This is a genomic window from Pseudomonas sp. EGD-AK9 (assembly GCF_000465935.2).
In the GTDB taxonomy this organism is placed as follows: Bacteria; Pseudomonadota; Gammaproteobacteria; order Pseudomonadales; family Pseudomonadaceae; genus Aquipseudomonas.
The window spans coordinates 39295-62209 of sequence record NZ_AVOF01000001.1; the positions used below are offsets into that span (position 1 = coordinate 39295).

27 protein-coding genes are annotated in these 22915 nt (G+C 63.5%); 20 read left to right on the forward strand and 7 right to left on the reverse strand.

Features of this window, described 5'->3' with window-relative positions:
- Nucleotides 1-74 precede the first annotated feature (74 nt).
- Nucleotides 75-572 carry a hypothetical protein gene (locus tag N878_RS00170; RefSeq protein ID WP_021441674.1) on the forward strand — a complete coding sequence of 166 codons (498 nt, stop codon included), beginning with the start codon at nt 75-77 and terminating at the stop codon, nt 570-572.
- Here the strand turns inward: N878_RS00170 and N878_RS26405 are convergent.
- Entirely contained in the window at nt 569-994 is a 426-nt protein-coding gene (locus N878_RS26405) for a hypothetical protein (RefSeq protein ID WP_021441675.1), read from the reverse strand. The two genes, N878_RS00170 and N878_RS26405, sit on opposite strands and share 4 nt — an antisense overlap.
- Nucleotides 995-1075: 81 nt before the next feature.
- Between N878_RS26405 and N878_RS00180 the strand changes: the two genes are divergently transcribed.
- Nucleotides 1076-1507, forward strand: a complete 432-nt coding sequence (locus tag N878_RS00180) for a LexA family transcriptional regulator (protein ID WP_036987084.1) — start codon at nt 1076-1078, stop codon at nt 1505-1507.
- Entirely contained in the window at nt 1507-2766 is a 1260-nt protein-coding gene (gene umuC, locus N878_RS00185; RefSeq protein ID WP_021441677.1) for a translesion error-prone DNA polymerase V subunit UmuC, read from the forward strand. Before N878_RS00180 ends, umuC begins: the two co-directional genes overlap by 1 nt.
- A 398-nt stretch (nt 2767-3164) precedes the next feature.
- On the opposite strand, the gene N878_RS28195 is transcribed toward umuC, so the two are convergent.
- From N878_RS28195 to N878_RS26410, 3 genes are all read right to left on the reverse strand, one after another.
- A complete protein-coding gene (locus N878_RS28195) occupies nt 3165-4016 on the reverse strand; it encodes a hypothetical protein (protein WP_156350840.1) in 852 nt (283 codons plus the stop codon).
- Between the two features lie 418 nt (nt 4017-4434).
- Nucleotides 4435-5016: a hypothetical protein gene (locus tag N878_RS28200; protein ID WP_156350841.1), complete on the reverse strand. Its 582-nt coding sequence runs from the start codon at nt 5014-5016 to the stop codon at nt 4435-4437.
- A complete protein-coding gene (locus N878_RS26410) occupies nt 5013-5936 on the reverse strand; it encodes a DUF4747 family protein (protein WP_177342856.1) in 924 nt (307 codons plus the stop codon). Before N878_RS26410 ends, N878_RS28200 begins: the two co-directional genes overlap by 4 nt.
- A gap of 434 nt (nt 5937-6370) precedes the next feature.
- Between N878_RS26410 and N878_RS00190 the strand changes: the two genes are divergently transcribed.
- From N878_RS00190 to N878_RS00270, 17 genes are all read left to right on the forward strand, one after another.
- Entirely contained in the window at nt 6371-6904 is a 534-nt protein-coding gene (locus N878_RS00190; RefSeq protein WP_021441678.1) for a PilL N-terminal domain-containing protein, read from the forward strand.
- Nucleotides 6901-7554 carry a hypothetical protein gene (locus tag N878_RS00195; RefSeq protein ID WP_021441679.1) on the forward strand — a complete coding sequence of 218 codons (654 nt, stop codon included), beginning with the start codon at nt 6901-6903 and terminating at the stop codon, nt 7552-7554. Before N878_RS00190 ends, N878_RS00195 begins: the two co-directional genes overlap by 4 nt.
- Before the next feature lie 9 nt (nt 7555-7563).
- The gene (locus tag N878_RS00200; protein ID WP_021441680.1) at nt 7564-8289 is read left to right on the forward strand and encodes a TIGR03759 family integrating conjugative element protein; all 726 of its coding nucleotides are present in this window, start codon (nt 7564-7566) and stop codon (nt 8287-8289) included.
- A complete protein-coding gene (locus tag N878_RS00205) occupies nt 8289-8852 on the forward strand; it encodes a transglycosylase SLT domain-containing protein (RefSeq protein ID WP_021441681.1) in 564 nt (187 codons plus the stop codon). The genes N878_RS00200 and N878_RS00205 overlap by 1 nt, the downstream gene beginning before the upstream one ends.
- On the forward strand, nt 8849-9376 hold the full coding sequence (locus N878_RS00210) for an integrating conjugative element protein (RefSeq protein ID WP_021441682.1): 528 nt from the start codon (nt 8849-8851) through the stop codon (nt 9374-9376). The genes N878_RS00205 and N878_RS00210 overlap by 4 nt, the downstream gene beginning before the upstream one ends.
- A 10-nt stretch (nt 9377-9386) precedes the next feature.
- Complete coding sequence (gene traD, locus N878_RS00215; protein WP_021441683.1) at nt 9387-11561, forward strand: type IV conjugative transfer system coupling protein TraD; 2175 nt, start codon at nt 9387-9389, stop codon at nt 11559-11561.
- Nucleotides 11558-12307: a TIGR03747 family integrating conjugative element membrane protein gene (locus N878_RS00220; protein WP_021441684.1), complete on the forward strand. Its 750-nt coding sequence runs from the start codon at nt 11558-11560 to the stop codon at nt 12305-12307. Before traD ends, N878_RS00220 begins: the two co-directional genes overlap by 4 nt.
- Nucleotides 12308-12591: 284 nt before the next feature.
- Nucleotides 12592-12963: an RAQPRD family integrative conjugative element protein gene (locus tag N878_RS00225; RefSeq protein ID WP_021441685.1), complete on the forward strand. Its 372-nt coding sequence runs from the start codon at nt 12592-12594 to the stop codon at nt 12961-12963.
- Nucleotides 12960-13193: a TIGR03758 family integrating conjugative element protein gene (locus tag N878_RS00230; protein ID WP_021441686.1), complete on the forward strand. Its 234-nt coding sequence runs from the start codon at nt 12960-12962 to the stop codon at nt 13191-13193. Before N878_RS00225 ends, N878_RS00230 begins: the two co-directional genes overlap by 4 nt.
- Nucleotides 13194-13206: 13 nt before the next feature.
- Nucleotides 13207-13569, forward strand: coding sequence for a TIGR03745 family integrating conjugative element membrane protein (locus tag N878_RS00235; protein WP_021441687.1), 363 nt, complete (start codon nt 13207-13209; stop codon nt 13567-13569).
- A gap of 16 nt (nt 13570-13585) precedes the next feature.
- Nucleotides 13586-13981, forward strand: a complete 396-nt coding sequence (locus N878_RS00240) for a TIGR03750 family conjugal transfer protein (RefSeq protein WP_021441688.1) — start codon at nt 13586-13588, stop codon at nt 13979-13981.
- A complete protein-coding gene (locus N878_RS00245) occupies nt 13978-14652 on the forward strand; it encodes a PFL_4703 family integrating conjugative element protein (RefSeq protein ID WP_021441689.1) in 675 nt (224 codons plus the stop codon). Before N878_RS00240 ends, N878_RS00245 begins: the two co-directional genes overlap by 4 nt.
- Nucleotides 14649-15512, forward strand: a complete 864-nt coding sequence (locus N878_RS00250) for a TIGR03749 family integrating conjugative element protein (protein WP_021441690.1) — start codon at nt 14649-14651, stop codon at nt 15510-15512. Before N878_RS00245 ends, N878_RS00250 begins: the two co-directional genes overlap by 4 nt.
- Nucleotides 15502-16923, forward strand: a complete 1422-nt coding sequence (locus N878_RS00255; RefSeq protein WP_021441691.1) for a TIGR03752 family integrating conjugative element protein — start codon at nt 15502-15504, stop codon at nt 16921-16923. The genes N878_RS00250 and N878_RS00255 overlap by 11 nt, the downstream gene beginning before the upstream one ends.
- Complete coding sequence (locus tag N878_RS00260) at nt 16904-17323, forward strand: TIGR03751 family conjugal transfer lipoprotein (RefSeq protein WP_021441692.1); 420 nt, start codon at nt 16904-16906, stop codon at nt 17321-17323. The genes N878_RS00255 and N878_RS00260 overlap by 20 nt, the downstream gene beginning before the upstream one ends.
- Nucleotides 17323-20190: a conjugative transfer ATPase gene (locus tag N878_RS00265; protein WP_021441693.1), complete on the forward strand. Its 2868-nt coding sequence runs from the start codon at nt 17323-17325 to the stop codon at nt 20188-20190. Before N878_RS00260 ends, N878_RS00265 begins: the two co-directional genes overlap by 1 nt.
- Nucleotides 20191-20201: 11 nt before the next feature.
- Nucleotides 20202-20588 (forward strand): hypothetical protein, encoded by a 387-nt coding sequence (locus N878_RS00270; RefSeq protein WP_256217912.1) that lies wholly within the window; start codon nt 20202-20204, stop codon nt 20586-20588.
- Nucleotides 20589-20592: 4 nt separating this feature from the next.
- Here the strand turns inward: N878_RS00270 and N878_RS00275 are convergent, their stop codons facing one another.
- The 3 genes from N878_RS00275 to N878_RS00285 all read right to left on the reverse strand — a co-directional run bounded on the left by N878_RS00275 (nt 20593) and on the right by N878_RS00285 (nt 22473).
- Nucleotides 20593-21117, reverse strand: a complete 525-nt coding sequence (locus N878_RS00275) for an RES family NAD+ phosphorylase (protein WP_021441695.1) — start codon at nt 21115-21117, stop codon at nt 20593-20595.
- Nucleotides 21114-21485 carry an MbcA/ParS/Xre antitoxin family protein gene (locus N878_RS00280; protein WP_021441696.1) on the reverse strand — a complete coding sequence of 124 codons (372 nt, stop codon included), beginning with the start codon at nt 21483-21485 and terminating at the stop codon, nt 21114-21116. The genes N878_RS00275 and N878_RS00280 overlap by 4 nt, the downstream gene beginning before the upstream one ends.
- Nucleotides 21486-21861: 376 nt before the next feature.
- Entirely contained in the window at nt 21862-22473 is a 612-nt protein-coding gene (locus tag N878_RS00285; protein WP_021441698.1) for a DUF6088 family protein, read from the reverse strand.
- Between the last annotated feature and the right edge of the window lie 442 nt (nt 22474-22915).

Below are 22915 nucleotides of genomic sequence, written 5' to 3' on the forward strand. Positions count from 1 at the left end.
AGCCTAAAGTCAGATGTCGCATTCAAGATATATAACCGGCTAGGACAGCAGCCCCCCTCGAAAGGAATTCGACTATGCCTACGATCCTCCGCTACCTTTCCGTCTCCCTTGCTTCCGCCCTGGTGGCCGCTTATACGGCCCTGTGGTTGGCCTACCCCGCGCCCCTGGAACAGCCCCATGCGGTTGTTCGCCCGCCGCTGATCATTCAGCAGCAGGGGGACGATCTGTTGTTGTGGGGTGGCTGGAATACGGTGGCCGGTTACGAGCCGCCCGGGGTGAATGCAGTGGAGATTCGCTGCAACCGCGGCCGCGGCACCTGCCAGGAGGCTTTTGCCTCGATCCACCATCACGACGAGGGCGAAGACCTGGAAGCCCAGGTGTTCGACTACGAAGTGGTGGAGTGGACGGAGCAGATGCTGCATGCCACGGCGACCATGCCCGAGGCCGAGTGCGTGACACGCAGCCTGGTGGTCGCACTGCCGGCCGGCTCCGCCTCGCTGGAGCTGGTGCCGCAGGGCGATGACTGCGAGTTCGAGGTCAGCGCTGCGATGCTGGAGGGTGACCCGCTCTAGGCCGTTACCAGGCTCGGCCAGCGGTCGTGCACCGTTGGCCCACCCTGCGGCGGTGTGGTGGTGACCACGTAGACCCGCCGTTCTTCCCCGTGCTCAATGAGCAGCGCCTCAATGGTTTGGCCTGGCTCCAGGTCAAACCAGTGCGAGGCACCGGCTGCATTCTTCTCCATAAAGCGTTCGGCCAGCACCTGCACTGGCTGCGGGTGGTAGCGCGCCCATTTGCCGGCGGTGATGGAGTCGGTTCGGGCCCAACCGGTGGCGGGCAGGTGGCCGGGTTGCTCTTTGCGGCGGCCCCAGGGGACCCAGGCCACGGCGCCATCGGCCTGACGCACGGGCAGGGCGGCGCGTGGGTTAGGGAAGTAGATTCGCAGTTGCTGGCCGGTTTGGGTGTAGCGCCCAGCCACTTCGACGCCGCCGCACATGAGGTGCCTCCCGTCTATTGTCGTTGCCAAGGTTGGGGTTTGATAATACTGTATTCATATACAGTATTAGTGAGGTTATCCATGGCCCTGACAGTGATCGGCCGCCCGTTGCGGCCAGGTCTGCGGCTACCGTTGTTCCTGAGCCGCGTTGCCGCCGGCTTTCCTTCCCCCGCTGAGGACCATATCGAGGCCAGCCTCTCGCTGGACGAGCTGTGCGTACTGCACCCGGCGGCCACCTTCTTTCTGCGGGTGGTGGGGGACAGTATGACCGGCCTGGGGATTTTCGACGGCGACATCCTGGTGGTAGACCGCTCGATCACGCCGCGCGCGGGCATGGTGGTGGTGGCGGTGGTGAACGGGGAGTTCACCTGCAAGCAGCTGGCCTATGAGCACGGCGCGCCGGTGCTGCGCGCGGCGAACAAGGCCTACCCGGACATTCGCCTGCGCGACGGCGAGGACCTGGAGGTGTTCGGCGTGGTGACGCGCTGCATTCACAAGCTGCCGGGGATCTGATGCCGACCTATGCCCTGGTGGACTGCAACAACTTCTACGTGAGTTGCGAGCGGCTGTTCCGCCCCGATCTGCGCGCGTTGCCGATGGTGGTGCTGAGCAACAACGACGGCTGTGTGGTGAGCCGCAGCAACGAGGCCAAGGCGCTGGGCATTGGCATGGGCGAGCCGTTCTTCAAGATCCGCGACTTGGTGCAGGCGCACGGCGTGCTGGCGTTCAGCAGCAACTATGCGCTGTACGGTGACGTTTCCGCCCGGGTGGTGCGGGTGCTGCGCGAGCTGGCGCCGCGGCTGGAGGTGTATTCGATCGACGAGAGCTTCCTTGACCTGGCCGGGCTGGGCTGGCCGCTGGCTGGTTACGGTCGGCACATTCGCGCGGAAGTGCAACGGCTGACGGGCATGCCGGTGGGGGTGGGCATCAGCACCACGAAGACCCTGGCCAAGTTGGCCAACTGGGCCGCCAAGCGGCGTAGCCAGAGCGGGGTGGTGGTGGCCACCCGGCCCGAGCAGCAGGCGGCGTTGCTCAAGGACGCGCCGCTGGGCGAGGTGTGGGGCGTGGGGCGCAAGCTGCAGGCGCACCTGGGCGCGCTGGGTGTTAAAACCGCCTGGGATCTGGCGCAGCAGGACGCCTGGACGATGCGCAAGCAGTTCTCGGTGGTGCTGGAGAAGACCATTCGTGAGCTACGTGGCGAGCCGTGCTTCGCCCTGGACGAGGGACCGGAGCCGAAGCAGATGATCACCTGCAGCCGCAGCTTCTCGCGCCGGGTGACGGAGCTGGCGCCGCTGCGCGAGGCGGTGGCCAGCTACGCCTGCCGCGCAGCGGAGAAGCTGCGCGCGCAAGGCGATGTGTGCCAGCTGCTGCAGGTGTATATCCGCACCGGGGTGTTCAACCCGGACGAGCCGCGCTACGCGCGCACCGCCAGCGTGCCGCTGCACACGCCGAGCAACGACTCGCGCGACCTGGTGCAGGCGGCGCTGGCCGGGCTGGAGGGTATCTACCGGCCCGGCTACCGGTACCAGAAAGCCGGGGTGATGCTGATGAACCTGGCCAGCCCCGGGCAGGTACAGGCCGACCTGTTTGCCCCGGCGCCGCGGCCACGCAGCGCGGCGCTGATGGCGACGGTAGACAGGATCAACGCCGACATGGGGCGCGGTACAGTGCGCCTGGCGCGTGTACCGGCGCTGGGCGGCTGGTCGATGAAGCAAGAACTGCGCTCGCCGGGGTATACCTGCCGCTGGGACGAGCTGCCAAGAGTACTTTAGAACATGAACAGTTGAGGGAACAGCCTTTGCTGGCAGCGACCTACCCGGCGCTCCAAAGATAAAAGAGGGTGTCAAAGACCCACTACCATTAAGTCAGCTGCTATCGGTCGCGGTAGGCAACAACCGGCCAAGAGCGGCCGCTGACTGACTCTGCGATTCTGCCTCACGAACCGAACTGTGAAGGTATCTGTTTCTCTTAACTACCTGCCCACCGCTTCAGGGACAGATCAGGTATCACAAGATAAATATTCGAAATACGTATTTAAGCGACTCAAATAAACCACTAAGGTGGATGCTAGTAACCGATCATAAAAAGCACATCAGCTGGCGCACCTATGGAATCAAGCTGTCAATTACTGCACCATAGAAACCTGAAGATCTGACTTGCGCTTACTTATTTATAATTCAAGTTTATTGACGAGCCCGCACGTGGTGCAAACTTGGAAATCCTTCAAGTATAAGCCGTGTTCGCAAGCGCTACAATTTTCAAAGGGGCATGAAGAGTCATATCCAGAATAAAAGACACCTTTATACAAATCCAGAACACCCATATTGCAAATATCATCATAATTATAATTGGCCTCGCACTCAGCACAGTGATAACTAGATGCTTCAGCATTTATCTTGGGCGAGGAGGGGCGAACGAGAGGTGACGAGCAATCGACACAACGGAATTCTATAAATATTTGCTTTATAATTTCATGGTGAAAGCTTTGGGATCTTATAGCACTATCTCTCCTTTCCATTTCAAGCTCGTAAACTTCGTATGCATGCAGGAGGATCTGCCAAGCTTCATCACCAAGAACCTCTCTGGCATCTAGACTCAAATTCTCCGACAGAAATTTACTAATTATTAAAAAACAGTCTGCCAATAGCTCTGCCACCTCATCGCAGGAAAGCGCGCTATAGAAGTGCTCTACTTCATTGCGATGTTTGCTGATACGATCAAAAGTCTTCCAGTCCACATTAATTCCCAGCGACTGGAATCGGCTCTTTATTCCGGCTACATCAATAGTTTTGCTTCCAACACCCTTCCAAATGAGCACGCCGCCCTCATTAAAAACAGGTATTATATTTTGCTTGATCAATGCTGCATTTGATCCAGCTGCACTCAAGATAAATAATTTATGCTTGAAGAGCAGCAAAATTCCCGCATACAAATTTCTAACGCTAGAGACAAGGCGGTCATCGCGCCAATAATCATTCAGGCCGATCTGAATAGAGCGAATAGCATTATCAAACAAACTCACAACCACCCTCCATCAATCCAATAAACTTCGAGCTTTATCTTGGGGCTCTAACACCCATTAGAGCGGCAATAGCTTAGGGGCGCCGGCCCAATATTTTTAGGAGGTCTCCTTCGGGCTGCGAATATAGAAACTAAAGGGCCCAAGAAATTATTGATCGCGGATGCAGCAAGCGTGACTTTAGTCGCTGCCAAATAAAGTATGAACTATCTATTTACCAAACGGCAAACGGGCGACAGAACGTATGTGTAATGCGGAGGCTGCGGTCATTATGCGGATGCCAGCCGGGGCCAGTCCATTATTGGACTGCTCTTAACTCCTCAACCATTTTCCCTGCCCGCTCTCGCAGCCTGCCCTTGTACATCTGCATGCGGTCAAGCTCAGCGCTTGCGCCCTACTGCCAGCAGGATCAGCCTCCAAACTACTTGTCTTCATCATCAACAGATGTCGTCACATGTGTTTCATACCATCTAGCAACGCGAAAAATGGAGAACGTTGCGGCGAGCAAAAGCAGTGATGAGTAGGCAAATATTAGAAAGCCAAATCCCCAACCCAGCACATTGAGAAAAGGAAGAAGCTCCAAATAAAATCTTGGAGCGGTTGCCCAAATAAAGAAGAGAGACTTAGCTATTAGAGCCATTAGAAATGCAGCGCCTTGCCACACAACAAAATTAACAAAGGCGACTACAATATCCAAGAATGGAGAGCTAGGGCTATCAGAGTCCTTATAGGCGATAATCCTTTTGAACCCTTCATCGCTAACGCTAAAGAAAATTGCTAGACCCGCAAGGGTAAATCCTAGAAAAGTCGGGGCAACAGATATAACAGTCTCCCACCACTCAGGTCTAGACCAAAATCTGTAGCAAATAGCTGTAAAAAAAACAGCAAGGTGAAAGTATGGAGAAACAAGAAGAGCCCTCCACCCACCATATAATTTCCAATAGCTTCCCCAGACCTCAAAAACCGAGGACCATGAGCCTTTTACCTCAGTCCAGAGACTCATCGCCCACCAAAAAACCTGTCATGCAAACTTGCCGCGAAATCTTGCAAACTACTGCGTTCCGACTGGATATTGGAATCATAACTCACAACTTCTTGTAGAGGGTGTTTCTCTGTAGATAGAGTGACGACCTCGCCGTTCGAGTTCTGTCCACGGGCACGCACCTCGCCATTATTGGCGGCTATCTTAATAAGAATTTTCGTTTCATCATCAGGCTTAATTCCGCTGCTTGATGCCTCGGTAAGAGTAATCTCAGATCTTTTAATATTTTGTTTCTTCAGTCTTGCCTGCATCAGTGCCTCAGCACTTTTCTGGTCATCTGGATTAGGTTTATGGATATCTAAATAAAGACTCTTTAGCCTGCTGAGAGAAAGTATTTGGCTAATAGACTCTTCACTTGGCACCACCGTTAGCTTAATCTCGCCAAACCGGCTAAACTCTGCGCGCTCAACGACACGCTCCAAATATGACAGCAAAAACTTTGGAGACAATTGCGCCCCGCTACGCGAGGAAACAAAATACAAGCGGTGCCCTTTGGGGTAGAATACGTAAGAAAACTCTTGCAGATGCGGTTTAAGATGATCCGGAATAGATATCTTACTAAGCTCCCCTTTATCTGCGGCAGTTCTCTTCTGTGTATCGAACCAAGGTTCGGCAGCGTCGAGCTTAAAGAATTTATATACTACACCTGTAACTCCTTCTTTATCATTGCCATCGTTGACTGCCGAGCATGAACCAATCATGACAGCAGATGTACCTCGAACCTTCACTGGATCATCGCTGGAAAATATCTCACGCCAGAGTTCAGCATATTTCTCTGGGCTATGAGGATGAAGTACGATATTTATTGCAGATACACGATATGTACGCTCTCGCCCTTTCACCTGTTTAGACGTATGTTTTTTAATAGGGGCTTTTGCCATTTTCATTCCTTAGTTTTGGCAGAGATTCGATTCATGATGGCACATCGCTCGAGGCGTTGACAGCCTCCTATCCCAACCAACGTCTACCTTGGGGTCGCCTTTGCAAATTCAGCAGCCTGAGATTGGCGTCCCAATAATGCGGACCGAAAGGGGCAAATTTATTTGCTACTGACCGGCCGCTCTTGGCCGGTTTCCGCCTGTCCCACCGCCCAGGGCCGCTTCGCGTTATCCACAAAAGCTGTGCATAACCCTTTTGATAACGTCCGAATCACTCGTAGCCGTGGCCATCTGGCTCAGGTGAGGTTTTTTTGATCAGCACCTGACGCTGATGCCGAGTGCCCATGGAAATCGGCAACACCACGATTCCCTTTGTTTGCTGATGCGGCGACGCAGAATGACGATGGTCTCGGCTCAACCTTGCCGAGAGCCGAGCCATGCACGCCTCCCTTCCCCACTGCTGTTGCCTGCTGCTGGCCGCTCTGGCGGCCGGTTGCGCAGCGCCGCCACCGCCCCTCCCCGTCCCTGCCCCTGGCGAGGTAGCAGCTCCGGTACCGGAGTACGTTCCGGTCGTTCGCTACGGCCGCTATACACTGGTCGAACTGACGCCGACGGCCGCCCAGCAGGATCTGCTGTTGCAGGTGGTCGACGTGTCCATTCCCGACACGCTGCACGCCAATGTGGCCGACGCGCTGCGTCATGTATTGCAGCGCTCCGGCTACCAGCTCTGCCACGGACCTAAAACCGATGCGCTGGGCAGCCTCCCGTTGCCGGCGGCGCACTACCACCTCGGCCCGCTGCAACTGCGTGATGCCCTGCTGACTCTGGCCGGGCCGGCGCGAACGCTGCACGTCGACCACACCACACGCAGCGTCTGCTTCAGCCAGCAGCATAAAACGCCTGTCGAAGCAACGCAGGCCACCGCAGATAGGACTCCCTTACAAGGTGGCGCCGGGGAGCTGCGGCCATGACGACGATGCCTCGCAGTGAATCTCGCCGACACGGCACCCTGATGAGCGTCGCCGCAGTCACCTGGCTGCTACTTATCAGCGGCGCCGTCGTGATCGATCACGTGGCGCTGTCGGGCCTCGCGGCACAGGTCGAAAGTCGCGCATCCAGCACGCAGGTCGCCGTGCTGGAAAAGCGCCTGGCCGAATTAGCCCAGCAGGTCGTGCACGTTCAGCAGCAACCGCCCCCCCTGCCCCAGGCGCGCTACGAGGCTGAGCGTCGGGCGTTGGAGCTGCGGCTTGAGGTGATCGAAGAGTCGTTTGGGAGCTCGCCGGCAGCGGACAACCTGCTGCCGCTGCAGACCCGCATCGAGCAACTGGAAGCGCAGCTCAGCGCACCTCGGCCGACACCAGCGGCCGCGCCCCGCCCGCGAGTTGTCGTCCCTGCCAAACCAAAGGCCGTCGAACCGCCATTTCGGGTGATCGGTGCCGAGCTGCGCGCCGGCGAGCAGTTTCTCTCGATCTTGCCAGCCGCCGCCGACGCGCTGGCGCAGGTTCGCTTGCTGCGCCCTGGTGAGACCGAAGCCGGTTGGCACCTCATGGCTATCGAGGGGAACACCGCCCTGTTCCGGCACGGCGACGACAGCCGGCGCCTGCCAATTCCGGCGCGGTAGGAGGGGCAGATGAAACCGTGTTGTATCGCTCCCGCCCTGCTCCTCCTACTGACCAGCAGCCTGGCCCAGAGCGCGCCAACCCTCAGCAGCGACAACAGGCCCAGCCGCGAGCGCCCGTTGGCTCTCGAACGCGCAGCCGAGCAGCAGGCCCGCGATTGGGGCCTGAACGGCGAGGAATGGGCGCGCTACCGCGACCTGATGCTGGGGCCGCTGGGTGTCTATTCGCCGCACATCGACCCGTTGACTGCCCTGGGTATCGAAGCGCGCTCCGAGCAAGAACGGCAGCGCTACGCCGAGCTGCAGGTTGCAGCCGAAGCGCAGCGCGTCGAGAAGCTGCTCGCCTACCAGCGGGCTTACGACGACGCCTGGCAGCGGCTCCACGCCGATATGCCGCGCGTCATCCTGCCCGACGCCGGCCCGGCGTTCTCGCCGGTAGTGCCAGCGGCGAGTGGACGGCTCGCCCTGTTTGTTCAGGACGCCTGTCCGGCCTGCGACCAAACCGCTCTGAGGCTGCAAGCCGCCGGTCAGGCGTTCGACATCTACGTCGTCGACAGCGGCACCGATGACGCCCATATCCGTGCCTGGGCACAGCGCATCGGCATCGACCCGGCCAAGGTACGCAGCGGCCAGGTCACGCTCAATCACGACGCCGGCCGTTGGTTGTCGCTGAACATTCCGGGCGACCTGCCGGCGGTCGTGCGTCAGGTCGGCGGACAATGGCAGCGGCAGCCCTAATGTCGCGCCGTACTGCGCTCGCGCTGCTGACCTGCGCACTGGCCGGCCGGGCCCTGGCACAGGAAATATCGCCACCGGCCTACCAGGTCGCCGCGCAGCGCGCCGGCATTCCCTCGACGGTTTTGTACGCGGTCGCGCTTCAGGAGAGCGGCACCCGCCTGCACGGCCGCCTGGTGCCCTGGCCATGGACGCTGAACGTCGCGGGTAAGGCGCAGCGCTACGCCACTCGCAATGAGGCCTGCACCGGGCTGCGCCAGGCACTCAGGCGCACGCCGGCCACGCGCATCGACGCGGGGCTCGGCCAGATCAACCTCGGCTACCACCCGCAGCGCTACGCCCAACCCTGCGACCTGCTCGATCCCTACCGCAACCTGGCCATCGCCGCCGAGATCCTGCGTGAGCAGCACACCCCAGGCGAGGACTGGCTGCTCGCCATTGGCCGCTACCACCGCCCCGCCGGCGGCGCACCGGCCGCACGCTATCGCCACAGCGTCAGCCAGCACCTGGCCCGCATACAGGGCGACCGCCGACTGGAAATCAGCTCACGGAGAAACCGGCCATGAAAGCCCTGCCCGTCCTCACCGCCTGCCTCTCTCTGGCGTGGCTGTCAGTGTCTGTTCATGCCGACGCGCTGATCGTCGTCGAAGACCGGGGCGGGGCCTCGGCCTTGCCGTACTACGAGGCGCTGAACCTGCAACCGCGCAGCGACATGGCATCGCCACGCATCGAGATTCCGCGCCCACCAGCCAGAACATTCAACGAGTCAGATATGCTGCCGGTGCGCTCGCTGCGACTGTCGTCGGGCGAAGTGGCGCGTCGCGTCATCGAAGCGCCGGGGCTGCTGCCGCTGTTTCTCGTCGGCGACGACGAACGCTCGCGCACCTGGCTGCGCCAGCGCGCACCGCACCTGCGCGAAATCGACGCGGTAGGCCTGGTGGTCAATGTCGCCTCGGCCGAAGCCCTGGCCACGCTGCGAACACTGGTGCCCAGTTTGTCGCTGGCCCCGGTTACCGGCGACGACCTGGCCGAGCGCCTTGGCTTGCGTCACTACCCGGTGCTAATCACGGCGACCGGCATCGAGCAGTGAAGCGCCGACCATGGCCCAGCCCCATGCGATCGAGGTACTGCTACGGCCAGCGGTGGAGCTGTACACCGTGGCGGTCTGCGCCATCGCCGCGCTTCTGTCCCTGGTGGCACCCTGGTCGCTGGCGCTGAGTCCCTCGATTGGCCTGGGCAGTGCGTTGGCCTTTCTCGCCTTCGGCGCGATCCGCCTGCGCGATGCCCTGGTCATCCTGCGCTACCGGCGCAACATCCGCCGCCTACCGCGCTACGTGATGACCAGCCGCGATGTTCCGGTCAGCCAGCAACGCTTGTTCATCGGTCGCGGCTTTCGCTGGGAACAACGCCACACGCACCGCCTGACACAGACCTTGCGCCCCGAATTTCGCCGCTACGTCGAACCCACGCCCGCCTACCAATTGACCCGCCGCTTGGAAGAGCGGCTGGAGTTCGCCCCGTTTCCGCTGTCGCAGCTAGCCAGGCTGCTTGCGTGGGACATCGCCCTCAACCCGGTTCGCCCGTTGCCACCAGTCGGCGGCCTGCCGCGCCTGCATGGCATCGAACCGAACGAGGTCGATGTGAGCCTGCCGCTGGGCGAACGGGTCGGGCATTCGCTGGTGCTGGGCGCGACGCGGGTCGGCAAGACCCGACTGGCCGAGCTGTTCGTGACCCAGGACATTCGCCGGCGCAACGCCGCGGGGGAGCATGAGGTGGTGATCGTCTTCGATCCGAAAGGCGATGCCGATCTGCTCAAGCGCATGTACGTGGAAGCCAAACGCGCCGGGCGTGAGGGCGAGTTCTATGTCTTTCACCTCGGTTGGCCGGACATCAGCGCGCGCTACAACGCCGTGGGCCGCTTCGGTCGCATCAGCGAGGTGGCCACGCGCATCGCCGGGCAATTGTCGGGTGAAGGCAACTCGGCCGCCTTCCGGGAGTTCGCCTGGCGCTTCGTCAACATCATCGCGCGTGCCCTGGTCGAACTGGGGCAGCGGCCAGACTACCTGCTGATCCAGCGTCACGTCGTCAATATCGACGCGCTGTTCATCGAATACGCGCAGCAGTACTTCGCCAGGCACGAGCCAAAGGCCTGGGACATCATCGTCCAACTCGAAGGCCGGCTGAACGACAAGAACATCCCGCGCAACATGATCGGCCGGGAAAAGCGCGTGGTCGCGCTCGAACAGTACCTGTCGCAAGTGCGTGTCTACGACCCGGTGCTCGACGGGCTGCGCAGTGCCGTGCGTTACGACCGCACCTATTTCGACAAGATCGTCGCCTCGTTGCTGCCGCTGCTGGAAAAACTCACCACCGGCAAAACCGCGCAGTTGCTCGCGCCGAACTATGCCGACCTGAACGATCCGCGGCCGATCTTCGACTGGATGCAGATCGTGCGTAAACGCGCGGTGGTCTATGTCGGCCTGGATGCACTGTCGGATGCGGAGGTGGCGGCTGCGGTCGGCAATTCGATGTTCGCCGATCTGGTGTCCGTCGCCGGGCATATCTACAAGTTCGGCATCGACGATGGGCTGCCGGGTGCGCTGGCGGGCGCCCGGGTGCCGATCAACGTCCACGCCGACGAGTTCAACGAACTGATGGGCGACGAGTTTGTGCCGCTGGTCAACAAGGGCGGCGGGGCCGGGCTGCAGGTCACGGCCTACACCCAGACGCTCAGCGACATCGAAGCGCGTGTCGGCAACCGCGCAAAAGCGGGCCAGGTCATCGGCAACTTCAACAACCTGTTCATGCTGAGGGTGCGCGAGACCGCGACCGCCGAACTGCTCACCCGCCAGCTGCCGAAAGTCGACGTCTACACCACGACGCTGGTCAGCGGCGCCACCGACAGCTCCGATATCCATGGCCCGACCGACTTCACCTCCAACGCACAAGACCGCATCAGCACCGCCAGCGTGCCGATGATCGAGCCGGCGCACGTGGTCGGGTTACCCAAAGGCCAGGCGTTCGCCCTGCTGCAGGGTGGTCAGCTGTGGAAGATCCGCATGCCGCTGCCGGCCCCCGACCCTGACGAAATCATGCCCGATGACCTGCAGCAACTCGCCGGCTACATGCGCCAGCACTATGCCGAAGCCGGCGACTGGTGGGATAACCAGGGCCTGCCCGGTCTGCAGGATCCGCTGCTGCCTGACGACCTGCTTGATGGCTTCCGCCATCTGGCCGAGCCGGACACGACCACCGACGGCGAGGCCCGGCCATGAAGGACCCGGCCGCCACCACCCAGCGCGAACAGACCCGCCAGCAAGGCGTGTTCGCCGGCCTCCTCACCCTGCCGCTGCGCATGCTCGGTGTACTGATCGGCTCGCTGCTGCTGTCGATCCTCATCGAGTGCGCCGGCATGCACCTGTTCTGGCCGGAGCAAGGCTGGCGGCACGCCCAGGGCATGCTCGATTACGAGCTGAGCCACATTTCCAGACACTTCAGCCGCAGCGCCGTGGTGCAGGAACCGGGGCGTACCGCGCACGAGCTGGTCGAGGGCGCCTACCAGTGGCTCTTCGTGAAGAGCGGCCTGCTCGACTGGATGAGCCAGGCCTCGGCGCGCTCGCGCGCCCCCAGCCAGGGCGATGCCCGAGACTTGCGCTACTCAATCAGCCAGGTCTACGTCTGGAGCGAGCGCTACCTGATCGCCGCGGCGTTCACGACACTGACGTTCATGGTGCGGCTGCTGGTTTTGCTGCTGACGCTGCCGCTGTTTCTGCTGGCGGCCTTCGTCGGCCTGGTCGATGGGCTGGTGCGGCGCGATATTCGTAAGTTCGGCGCCGGCCGCGAGTCGGGTTTCATCTACCACCGCGCCAAAGCCAGCCTGATGCCGCTGGCCATCCTGCCCTGGATCCTCTACCTCACATTGCCCGTGAGCGTGCATCCGCTGCTGGTGCTGCTGCCGAGCGCGGCGCTGCTTGGCCTGGCGATGAATATCACCGCGGCCAGTTTCAAGAAGTACCTTTAGCTGCGCGGCGGCGATCGTTACAAAGCCCTTCCTTCGTTTGATGGCCAGGATTTCCTCACTCCACAAGGAAAATCCTCATTCCTGGCGATTGTTCCAATTTTTTCCTCACTCTCCATCGATTTAACGGAATGCGTGCAAGAGCTATCGGTCGCAAGTTCTGACGGCGGATATCGACAAACCAGGGTTACCAACAAGCCGATCACGCCCCATCCCGCATTGATTGAAGCATCACCCGCAATTCCCGAGGAGCATTTCGCCATTGCTCGCCAATCGTGGATTGCCCCATGTCCAAGCGACTGCTCTCCCCAGCCAGCCGGCATCACGCCAGCGGCCTGCCCCCGGCACTACTGCTCAGTCTGTGCCTGGCCGGTCAGGCCGTCGCCGACGATGCCACGGCCGAGCATGCCCGCCTCGCCGCCGCGCTGCGCCAGCTCGACAGCATCGAGCGACTCGTCGCGCAGCAAGCCGCGCAACCGCACGATGAACGCGCCCGCTACCACTTCGACTACGGTCGCCTCGCCGCCGACCTTGAGCGTGTGCGCGGCGGTATTCGCGACTACCTGACGCCTTCGCGCGCGCAGCCGCGTGACCCCGCCGAGTTGCTCGGCGATTACCGCGAGCCTACAGCCACGCTCGACGCGCAGGAGGCGCCATGAACGCCGCGCAGACCGCTGCATTCCAGGCCAACAGCGGCCTCACCCCGGCCGAGATGGCAACCGTGCTGCTCGGTGCGGTGTTCGCCGTGCTGCTCCTGTGGGGCGTCTGGGCGATCCGCAGCGCCTACGTCGGCTGGGCCGATGAACAGCTTTCCCATCGTCAGTTCCTGGTCGTCGTGGTGCGCTTCGTCGTGCTGTACCTGGTGCTGACCTTTTTCCTGCTCTCGTAAAGAGGTCGTCCTGATGAAGCCGCTCGCCCGCTCCCTTCTCCTCCGTCCCTTCGCTGGCCTGGCGGCGCTGCCGCTGTTCGGCGTGCTGTCGCCATCCGCCCAGGCCGCCCTGCCCACCTTGGAAAACCCCTCGCGCGGCGTCGGCACCGGGATCTTGCAAACGCTGCAGAACTACGGCTACGACATCGTGATGCTGATCACCCTGCTGGTGGTCGCCTCGATGTTCGTCGGCGTCTGCTACCACGCCTACACCCGCTACGCGGAGATCCACATTGGTCGCTCGACCTGGGGCCAGTTCGGCCTGACCGTGGCGGTCGGTGCGATGCTGCTGGTGGTGGGCATCTGGCTGCTGACCGAAGCCATCGGCGTGCTCTAAAACGAGGCCTGCCGACATGACTGAAGATATCCGCACGGACGGGACGGTGCTGTTCCTGCCGCACCGCCTCAATCGTCATCCGGTGGTGGTGCGCGGGCTGACGGCGAACGAGCTGTGGGTCTGCGCCGGCCTGTCGGGCCTGATGGGCCTGGCAAGTGGCGTTGCGCTGGCCATTATGCTGGCGACGGTTGCCATCGTACCCACGGCCATCCTGCTGGCCGTCAGCGCCGGGATTTTCATCGGCGGCGGCGCACTGCGGCGGCTCAAGCGTGGCCGCCCCGAAACCTGGCTGTACCGGCAATTGCAGTGGTGGATCGCGCTGCATCTGCCGGCGCTCGCGACCTTCACCGACGGTCAGCGGCTGGTGACCCGCTCGGGTTACTGGATCACGCGCAGGAGCACGGCGCGGTGAGCCGGTTCAAGAACGAAGTGCAGCGGCTCGACGCCCATATCAGGACCCTGCGGGTCGGGGCTGGCTTGCTGGTGCTGCTGGCGCTGGTTATGGGCATCGGCTGGTGGAGCGCGCCGCGCGATTTGACCATCCATGTGCCGCCGGATCTGCGCTCGGGCAGTACGCGGCCCTGGTGGGACGTGCCGCCCGAGAGCGTGTACGCCTTCACCTTCTACGTCTGGCAGCAGCTGCAGCGCTGGCCGAGCAATGGCGACGACGACTACCCGCGCAACCTGCACGCGCTGTCGCCCTACCTCACGCCCGCCTGCCAGGCGTTCCTGCAGCAGGACTACGAGTACCGCCGCAACAGCGGCGAGTTGCGCCGGCGCGTGCGCGGCATCTACGAGATTCCCGGCCGCGGTTACGGCGACAACCCCACGCTGCGCGTGCGCACCGTCTCCACCCGCGAATGGGTGGTGAACCTCGATGTCACGGCCGACGAGTACTACGCCTCGGAGCAGGTCAAACGCGCCCTGGTGCGCTACCCGCTGAAGGTCCTGCGCAGCGACGTCGACCCGCAGCGCAACCCGTTCGGGCTGGTCATCGACTGTTACGAAGGCGCGCCGCAGCGCATTGCCAGCCCTGTCGATCCGGCGGCCACGTCCGCCCCTGCCCCGGAGGCCACACCATGAACCGCTTCTTGCCCCTGGCCCTCGCGGTGTTCGCGCTAGCCCCGTTCAGCATCGCCCAGGCCATCGAACTCCTGCGTTGGGAACGCGTGCCCCTGGCCCTACCGCTGGTGGTCGACCAGGAGCGCGTGGTCTTCGTCGAGCGCAATGTCCGCGTCGGCGTGCCCGCTTCGGTCGGTAACCGCCTGCGCGTGCAGAGCGCCGCCGGTGCGATCTACCTGCTGGCCAGCGAGCCGATCGAACCGACCCGGCTGCAGCTGCAGGACGCCGATACCGGCACCGTGATGCTGCTCGACATCGCCGCCGAACCCGCCCAGGCCGGCCAGCCGCCGCTGGAGCCGGTGCGCATCATCGAGGCTGCATCAGCCACGGCTGCCGCCGAGACCGATGATGGCAGTGCCACCGCAGCCCCTCCCGTGCGGGCCACACCGCAGCCCGTGATCCTGACCCGCTTTGCGGCGCAGAACCTCTACGCCCCGCTGCGCACCGTCGAACCCGTGCCGGGCGTCACGCGCGCCACCCTGCGCCGCGACCTGCCGCTCGATACCCTGCTGCCCAGCCTGCCGCTGCAGGCGCACGCGCTGGCGGCCTGGCGCCTGGACGACCTGTGGGTCAGCGCCGTGCGCCTGCGCAACAGCGCCGCGCAATGGCTGGAACTGGACCCGCGCGCCCTGCAAGGCCACTTCCTCACCGCGACCTTCCAGCACTCGACCCTGGGGCCGAGCGGCACGCCGGAGGACACCACCGTCGTCTACCTCGTCACCCGTGGACACGGCCTGGCACAGGCCCTGCTGCCAACCCTGGCACCCATCGACGCCGCTCTCAACCTGCCAGCACCCTCAGGAGGCCGCGATGCACAGTAATGGCCTGCTCAAGTGGCTGATGATCCCTCTGGCGCTGTTGCTGGTGTTCGTCGGTGTCAGGCTGTTCTCATCCAGCAATGACGCGCCCGATACAGCGGACGAGGCCAGCCGCCTTACGCCCGAGGAAGCCAAGGCGCTCGGCATCGAGGGCGATACCCCGCGCGACACCGTGGCGACTTTGGTCGCCCAGGTCCGCCAACTGCGCAGCGAGTTGCAGACGGCGCTGAGCGACAACAAGGTGCAGCGCGACGAGAACCAGCGTTTGCGCCAACGCGAAGGGGCCATCGACCAGCGCATTCAGAGCGCGCTCGACAGCGAGCGCAACCAGCTGCACCAGGATCGCCAGCAGCTCAGCCACGAACGCCAGCAAACCCAGGGTCTGCTGCAGCAACTGCAGCAGCGGCTCGATGCCATCGGCAAGGACGACCACGCCGATCTGCCGGTTGGCCTGGGCCTCGAGCCGAGCGACGGCCTGCCGGGCGATACCCTGCGCTGGATCGAGCCAGAGGATCGGCGTGACGACAGCCAGCCGCGCACCACCGGCAATTCCGGCAGCTTCAGTTTTCCCACAAGCTTCGGGCCGGCGCAGAAGACGCTGGACACCACCGCCGGCGCCGCCGTCGACGCCGGCCGCAGTGTTGCCGGGGTACCGGAGGCCACCGCGGTGTATACCGTGCCGACCAACTCGACGCTGATGGGCTCGATCGCCATGACGGCGCTGATCGGCCGCGTCCCCATCGACGGCACCGTCAACGACCCCTACCCCTTCAAAGTCCTGATCGGGCGGGACAACCTCACCGCCAACGGCATCGATATTCCCGACGTGGCCGGCGCCGTGGTCAGCGGCACGGCCTCGGGGGACTGGACGCTGTCCTGCGTGCGCGGGCAGATCCGCTCGGTCACCTTCGTCTTCGAGGACGGCACCATCCGTACCTTGCCCAACGACAACGAGCGCGGCGGCAACCGCCAGACCAGCAGCGGCAACAACACCCAGGACGGCCTGGGTTGGATCAGCGACCCGCATGGCATCCCCTGCGTATCCGGCGAGCGGCGCAGTAATGCCCAGCAGTACCTCGGCACGCAAGCGCTGATCACCGCCGCCGGAGCCGGCGTCGCCTCACTGATCGACGAAGGCAGCGGCCAAGTCTCCTACATGAGCAGCGACGGCTCGGTCGGCACCGTGGGCATCGGCGCCAACGAAGCCATGGGCCGCATCCTCGCTGGCGGCGTGCAGGACATGTCGGCCTGGGTCAACAAGCTCTACGGCCAGGCGTTCGCGGCGATCTACGTCAAGCCCGGCGCCCAGGTGGCCGTGCACCTCGAAACACCCCTGACCCTCGACTACGACCCAACCGGTCGCCGCGTCGATCACCGCCTCGGAGGGCTGCCCCATGCGCAAGACCTGGACTGAAGGCCTGGCCCTGCTGGCCTTGGCGCTGCTGTTGGGTGGCTGCGCCACCAGCAAGGAAGAACTGCTACCGCACGACGACAGGACCATGCTCGACATCTGGAACAGCGAGACCGGCGGCGGCAGCGCCCGGCAACTGCTCGATGCGCGCCAGGCCCTGCGCCGGCCGCTGAGCGAGGCCGATCTACAAGCCGCGCCGGGCGTGCAGGCCCGCTACACACGCACGGCGCAGAACGAGATCTACCGGCAGTTCCACCGCCTGCCCAATCCCGACCTGCTGATGTACGTGTTCCCCCACCTGGCCGGCAGCGACCCGGTGCCGGTGCCCGGCTACACCACGCTGTTTCCCCTTTATCAGCGGGTGCAGTACGCCCTGCCTGGCGAACGGCTGGAGGAGTACTGATGGCCTGGCCGCGGTTCAAGCGCCGAGCCCAGGCCGAGGAGCCCGCGCCGCCTGCAGACGCCTGGACGCGCCACGTTGAAGCGCTGCGCGCCCGGGGTATTGCCGAGCCCGGCACCGCGCCTCGCCAGCGCCGGCCCGCCACCCAGGCCGACGAGCAGGCGCTCTATGCGATTGCCCCCTCGTTCGCCGATCTGCTGCCGTGGGCCGAGTACCTGCCGCAGACGCAGTGCATGCTGCTCGATGACGGCGCCTCGGTCGCCGCCTTCTACGAACTGCTGCCGGTCGGCACCGAGGGCCGCGAACCGGCCTGGCTGCTGCAAGTGCGCGACACCCTGGAAAACGTGCTGCAGGATGCCTTCGACGAGCTGGAGGACAACCCTTGGGTCGTGCAGCTCTACGCCCAGGACGACCCCAGTTGGGAGCCCTACCTCGACGCGCTGCGCGGCTACGTCCAGCCTCGCGCCCAGGGCAGCGCCTTCACCGAGTTCTACCTGCGTTTCTTCGCCCACCACCTGCAGGCTATCGCCAAGCCGGGCGGTCTGTTCGAGGACAGCACCGTCACCCGCCTGCCCTGGCGCGGACAAAACCGACGCACGCGGCTGGTCGTCTATCGGCGTGTCGGCCAGACCGCCCAGCGCCGCGGGCAATCGCCCGAGCAGGCGCTCAACCGGGTCTGCGAGCGCCTCGTCGGTGGGCTGGCCCATGCCGGCGTACGCGCCCGACGCCTGGGTGCGGCGGACATCCATGCCTGGCTGTTGCGCTGGTTCAATCCCCATCCGACCCAGCTCGGCCATACCGCCGCCGACCGCGAACGCTTCTATGCCCTGACCCGCTACCCGGACGAACAGGAACCCGGCGAGGTCGAACTGGCCAGCGGCACGGACTTCAGCCAACGCCTGTTCTTCAGCCAGCCGCGCTCGGAGGTCGCTCAGGGCCTCTGGTACTTCGATGGCCTGCCGCACCGCGCCATCGCCGTCGACCGCCTGCGCAGCCCGCCCAGCACCGGTCACGTCACCGGTGAAACGCGCAAGGGCGAGGCGATCAACGCCTTGTTCGACCAACTACCGGAAGACACGATCCAATGCCTGACGTTGGTCATCACCCCGCAGGATGTGCTCGAGGCGCACCTCAACCACCTGGGTCGCAAAGCCGTCGGCGACACCCTCGCCTCGCAGCAGGCCCGCTCCGATGTACAACTGGCCCGCAGCCTGATCGGCAGCGCCCACAAGCTGTACCGCGGCGCCCTGACCTTCTACCTGCGTGGCCGCGACCAGGCGGAACTGGACGCCCATGGCTTGCAACTGGCCAACGTGCTGCTCGGTGCCGGCCTGCAGCCGGTGCGCGAAGAGGATGAGGTGGCACCGCTCAACACCTACCTGCGTGGGTTGCCCTGCGTCTACGACCCGGCAAAAGACCGCCAGCAGTGGTACACCCAGCTGATGTTCGCCCAGCACGCGGCGAACCTGGCCCCGCTGTGGGGGCGCAGCCAGGGCACCGGTCACCCCGGCATTACCTTGTTCAACCGCGGCGGCGGCCCGATCACCTTCGACCCGCTCAATCGCCTCGACCGGCAAATGAACGCGCATCTGTTTCTCGCCGGCCCGACCGGCTCCGGCAAGTCGGCCACGCTAAACAACCTGCTCAACCAGGTCACCGCCCTCTACCGGCCGCGACTGTTTATCGTCGAGGCGGGCAACTCCTTTGGCTTGTTCGGCGACTTTGCCGCGCGGCTGGGGCTCAGCGTCCATCGAGTCAAACTCGCCCCCGGGGCTGGGGTCAGTCTGGCGCCCTTCGCCGACGCGCAGCGGCTGGTGGAGACGCCCAGCCAGGTACGAACGCTCGATGCCGAGGCGCTGGAGGAAGACGACCCGGCTACCGAAGGTGACGAGCAGCGCGACGTGCTCGGCGAGCTGGAGATCACCGCCCGCCTGATGATCACCGGCGGCGAAGACAAGGAAGAAGCGCGCATGACCCGCGCCGACCGCAGCCTGATCCGCCAGTGCATCCTCGACGCCGCGCACCTGTGCGTGGACGCGCAGCGCACGGTCCTCACCCGCGACGTGCGCGATGCGCTGCGCCAGCGCAGCCGCGACACCAGCCTGCCCGAGCTGCGCCGGGCCCGGCTGCTGGAGATGGCCGATGCGATGGACATGTTCTGCCAAGGCGCGGACGGCGAGATGTTCGACCGACCGGGCACGCCCTGGCCCGAAGCCGACCTCACCATTGTCGACCTGGCCACCTATGCCCGCGAGGGCTACAACGCGCAGCTGTCCATCGCCTACATCTCGCTGATCAACACGGTCAACAACCTCGCCGAGCGCGACCAGTTCCTCGGCCGCCCCATCATCAACGTCACCGACGAAGGGCACATCATCACCAAGAACCCGCTGCTCGCTCCTTACGTGGTCAAGATCACCAAGATGTGGCGCAAGCTGGGCGCCTGGTTCTGGCTGGCGACGCAGAACCTGGACGACCTGCCCAAGGCCGCCGAGCCGATGCTGAACATGATGGAATGGTGGCTCTGCCTGAGCATGCCGCCGGACGAAGTGGAGAAAATCGCCAGGTTCCGCGAACTGACCCCGGCGCAAAAGGCCCTGATGCTCTCGGCGCGCAAGGAGTCCGGCAAGTTCTCGGAGGGGGTGATTTTGTCGCGCAGCATGGAGCTGCTGTTTCGCGCCGTGCCGCCCAGCCTGTATCTCGCGTTGGCGCAGACCGAGCCGGAAGAAAAAGCCGAGCGTTACCAGCTCATGCAGCAGCACGGTATCAGCGAACTCGACGCCGCACTCAAGATCGCCGAGAGCATCGACCGGGCGCGTGGCATCAGCTCACTGCCGCAGGATTGGCCCCGTCCGCAACCGCCCCACTGAGGCCTCCACGCATGAACAAGCATCCCATCTCTGGCAGAATCGGCCACTTCTTTGGAAACCGCGCCCTCGCTATGCCGCTGCCCTACGCCATCCTGCGTCTGTTCACCTCGCCGCAGGGCTATCTCGTCGAGATCCAACACCGGGCCGGCCAGGCCACTGCGGCACCCGCCGCGCGGGAATGGCTGTGGGTCACGGATCGCTCCGTCACCAGCCTGCGTACCCTGCATGGGGCAGGCAATACGCCGCAGGTGCACCATTTCCGCGAGGCGCAGCTGCAGCTCGACGGCGTACGCGCGCAACTGGTATGGCACAACGGTGACTGCCAGGCGCTGATGGCCTGCTCGATGCCGGCGCTGCCCGCCGCGCAACACCAGCTCATTCACAATCATCTGAGTTGAACACTCAGCGTAACGCGAGCTTCTGCAACGCCCCGTCCGGGTCGTAAACACGCAACTGCGCCGGTGATCTGGTCGAGCTGCGGTAGATCACCAGATTGGTTCCGCCTGGGCGTGCCTGGGAGGGAAAGAGGATGCCGTCGAGTCCGGCCGCCACGACGTCGTCGGCCATGTACCAGGTCGGTGGCTCGATGGACCTGCCGAACCATTCCGTCCGCCAGTCCACCGTATAATCGGCCCACAGCGAGGACCAATGCTCGGCATCAAAGCCTGCGCTCAGGTCGGCCACGCGAAGCCCGTTGACGAAGAAGGTGCAGATCGTACCCGGGCGCAACCACGGGTTGTCCTGCTTGTACTCCGCCAGTGCCGTCGTCTCATCCAGCGACAGGTACAGCGCCTCCTGCTCGGGGCGGTTGAAACGACCACCCTGGCGTGCCGCGCCCATCCCCGACAGCGGTGTACTGGCGTAGGCAGGTGAGATGACCCGATAACAGGCTTGCTCCCCGCCCTTGCCGAGGATGGTTGAAATCATCCGGCAGCCCCACTGGCGAGGGATTCCAGATAGGCGATCACCGCATCGGCCCGCCCGTCCTGAATCAGGTCATCGGCGGTCTTGTAGCCAAAGGCCCGCAGCGGCTCATTGCGTACCAGGAAGGCCGCACGCTCAAGGTCTCCGGTCATCTCGGTGGCCACGGCCAGAACCTTCACCATGTCCTGCAGGTACTTCTGCAACTGCGGTGCCTGAGGCCGCGCGGTAGGGGTATTGCGGTGCACGTGCGCACGCTCGGCCAGTTCCTGCACACGAAAGCCGAAAAAGTCACCGACCCTGGCCGGCGACAGATACGGTGTGTTGGGTTCGCGGAACCGCTCAACGAAAGGCTCTTGCAGGACGGTATTCATGGCGTATCACCTAACGCAGATTTTACGCACTTATTTTGCACTAGAAACGCTCTTTTCGCAAACAAGCCACGACTCAGTGCCATCACAGACGGTCATCGATGACGCGTTGATCGTGTCCGTCAAGGACCTCTGACCAGGAAATGTCCTGTTTGCGGCGCGGCGGAACTGATCCACGATACCCGCAATCTGCCCTATAACTAGAAGGGTGAAACCACTGTCATTGCGACAGTGATGGGAATTTATGCCCAGCCTGTACCGAATCGGTCTTGGACGCTGTTGAAATTGACCGCGTGATGCGCGAGATGCGTGCGCTCACGAAACACGCTCGCCCAGATCCCCCACGCGAAACGAATAATCTGAGTAGCGCTTGGTACCCTCAGCCTTGCGCGGCCTCGCCACGCTCATAACTACTCAGCGCCGCCACCATCCAGGCCGGCATCACCGCCTTGGCCTGGCGCAACGCCTCGAACTCGCTGCTCGGCAGCCGCTCGGCGATACGCTGGAAGGTCGCGGACGTGACCTGATGCCGCCCCAGGTACCACAGCGCGGACAGCGCCTGTCCAGCCGCACGCCCTGCCAGCACCAGCTTGCGCGGAGCCACATGCTGCAGGCGCACGACCATCTTGCCCAGGCGCACCGTGCGCGACGAACCCGTGGTGTAGAACACCGGCTGCGCTGGCACCTGCGTCGAAAGCCCAAACCGCCGCGCGGCCTCGGCACCATGCACCTCGATGGTCGCCCCCTCGCTCGCGGCAAGCGCTTGCACCACCTGCTCCGGCGCCGGCATGGCTTTGATACCGAAGCGCCCCACCTTGGGCACGCTATACAGGCCATGGCCGATACGCTCGATATGGCCAGCCTTGGTCAGGCGCATCAGGGTCTGGTCGATGGCCGCGCGCGAGCCAACCCCAGCGAACAGGGCTGGGGTAAAGGGCTCACCGACTGGCTGCGCCGCGATGCGTTCTCGAATGACTTGGGCTGCACTCATAGCGACCTCCATTTGTTAGATATCTTGATCAAATATCTAACAAATGCAAGATAACCGCCCCACCGACAGGCACTGCCGATCACCTCAACACATCACGCGCTCATTGACTCGGGTCGGCCCTGCTCGGATGGGCAGGAGGCTCGCACGGATTAATCATTGCTCGTCGCGCACGGTACCTTTCAGGGCCTGCTTGGACAACAGCCTCACGCAGGCCACCCCAACACTGCAGGACAACCGCGGATCCACTGCCCATAAATCGGAGCACGCGGCTCGCCGATTCGTTGTAGCGCCCTGCCCGGGGTTGCGCTCGACTGGCGCCGCAGTCCGTCGTCGTTGTCGACGACATGCCCAGGTAGCCCTGGTCTTCGAGGCTACGGCGCTACCGCGCTGACCATCCCGTTCGCTACGCATCCCTAAAGGCGAACACACCACTGCCTCCCAC

Bases quoted from the DNA above. Each gene is read 5' to 3' on its own strand.
- N878_RS00170 (WP_021441674.1), top strand. From the start codon at position 75: ATGCCTACGATCCTCCGCTACCTTTCCGTCTCCCTTGCTTCCGCCCTG.
- N878_RS26405 (WP_021441675.1), bottom strand. From the start codon at position 994: ATGTGCGGCGGCGTCGAAGTGGCTGGGCGCTACACCCAAACCGGCCAG.
- N878_RS00180 (WP_036987084.1), top strand. From the start codon at position 1,076: ATGGCCCTGACAGTGATCGGCCGCCCGTTGCGGCCAGGTCTGCGGCTA.
- umuC (WP_021441677.1), top strand. From the start codon at position 1,507: ATGCCGACCTATGCCCTGGTGGACTGCAACAACTTCTACGTGAGTTGC.
- N878_RS28200 (WP_156350841.1), bottom strand. From the start codon at position 5,016: ATGAGTCTCTGGACTGAGGTAAAAGGCTCATGGTCCTCGGTTTTTGAG.
- N878_RS26410 (WP_177342856.1), bottom strand. From the start codon at position 5,936: ATGGCAAAAGCCCCTATTAAAAAACATACGTCTAAACAGGTGAAAGGG.
- N878_RS00190 (WP_021441678.1), top strand. From the start codon at position 6,371: ATGCACGCCTCCCTTCCCCACTGCTGTTGCCTGCTGCTGGCCGCTCTG.
- N878_RS00195 (WP_021441679.1), top strand. From the start codon at position 6,901: ATGACGACGATGCCTCGCAGTGAATCTCGCCGACACGGCACCCTGATG.
- N878_RS00200 (WP_021441680.1), top strand. From the start codon at position 7,564: ATGAAACCGTGTTGTATCGCTCCCGCCCTGCTCCTCCTACTGACCAGC.
- N878_RS00205 (WP_021441681.1), top strand. From the start codon at position 8,289: ATGTCGCGCCGTACTGCGCTCGCGCTGCTGACCTGCGCACTGGCCGGC.
- N878_RS00210 (WP_021441682.1), top strand. From the start codon at position 8,849: ATGAAAGCCCTGCCCGTCCTCACCGCCTGCCTCTCTCTGGCGTGGCTG.
- traD (WP_021441683.1), top strand. From the start codon at position 9,387: ATGGCCCAGCCCCATGCGATCGAGGTACTGCTACGGCCAGCGGTGGAG.
- N878_RS00220 (WP_021441684.1), top strand. From the start codon at position 11,558: ATGAAGGACCCGGCCGCCACCACCCAGCGCGAACAGACCCGCCAGCAA.
- N878_RS00225 (WP_021441685.1), top strand. From the start codon at position 12,592: ATGTCCAAGCGACTGCTCTCCCCAGCCAGCCGGCATCACGCCAGCGGC.
- N878_RS00230 (WP_021441686.1), top strand. From the start codon at position 12,960: ATGAACGCCGCGCAGACCGCTGCATTCCAGGCCAACAGCGGCCTCACC.
- N878_RS00235 (WP_021441687.1), top strand. From the start codon at position 13,207: ATGAAGCCGCTCGCCCGCTCCCTTCTCCTCCGTCCCTTCGCTGGCCTG.
- N878_RS00240 (WP_021441688.1), top strand. From the start codon at position 13,586: ATGACTGAAGATATCCGCACGGACGGGACGGTGCTGTTCCTGCCGCAC.
- N878_RS00250 (WP_021441690.1), top strand. From the start codon at position 14,649: ATGAACCGCTTCTTGCCCCTGGCCCTCGCGGTGTTCGCGCTAGCCCCG.
- N878_RS00255 (WP_021441691.1), top strand. From the start codon at position 15,502: ATGCACAGTAATGGCCTGCTCAAGTGGCTGATGATCCCTCTGGCGCTG.
- N878_RS00260 (WP_021441692.1), top strand. From the start codon at position 16,904: ATGCGCAAGACCTGGACTGAAGGCCTGGCCCTGCTGGCCTTGGCGCTG.
- N878_RS00265 (WP_021441693.1), top strand. From the start codon at position 17,323: ATGGCCTGGCCGCGGTTCAAGCGCCGAGCCCAGGCCGAGGAGCCCGCG.
- N878_RS00270 (WP_256217912.1), top strand. From the start codon at position 20,202: ATGAACAAGCATCCCATCTCTGGCAGAATCGGCCACTTCTTTGGAAAC.
- N878_RS00275 (WP_021441695.1), bottom strand. From the start codon at position 21,117: ATGATTTCAACCATCCTCGGCAAGGGCGGGGAGCAAGCCTGTTATCGG.
- N878_RS00280 (WP_021441696.1), bottom strand. From the start codon at position 21,485: ATGAATACCGTCCTGCAAGAGCCTTTCGTTGAGCGGTTCCGCGAACCC.
- N878_RS00285 (WP_021441698.1), bottom strand. From the start codon at position 22,473: ATGAGTGCAGCCCAAGTCATTCGAGAACGCATCGCGGCGCAGCCAGTC.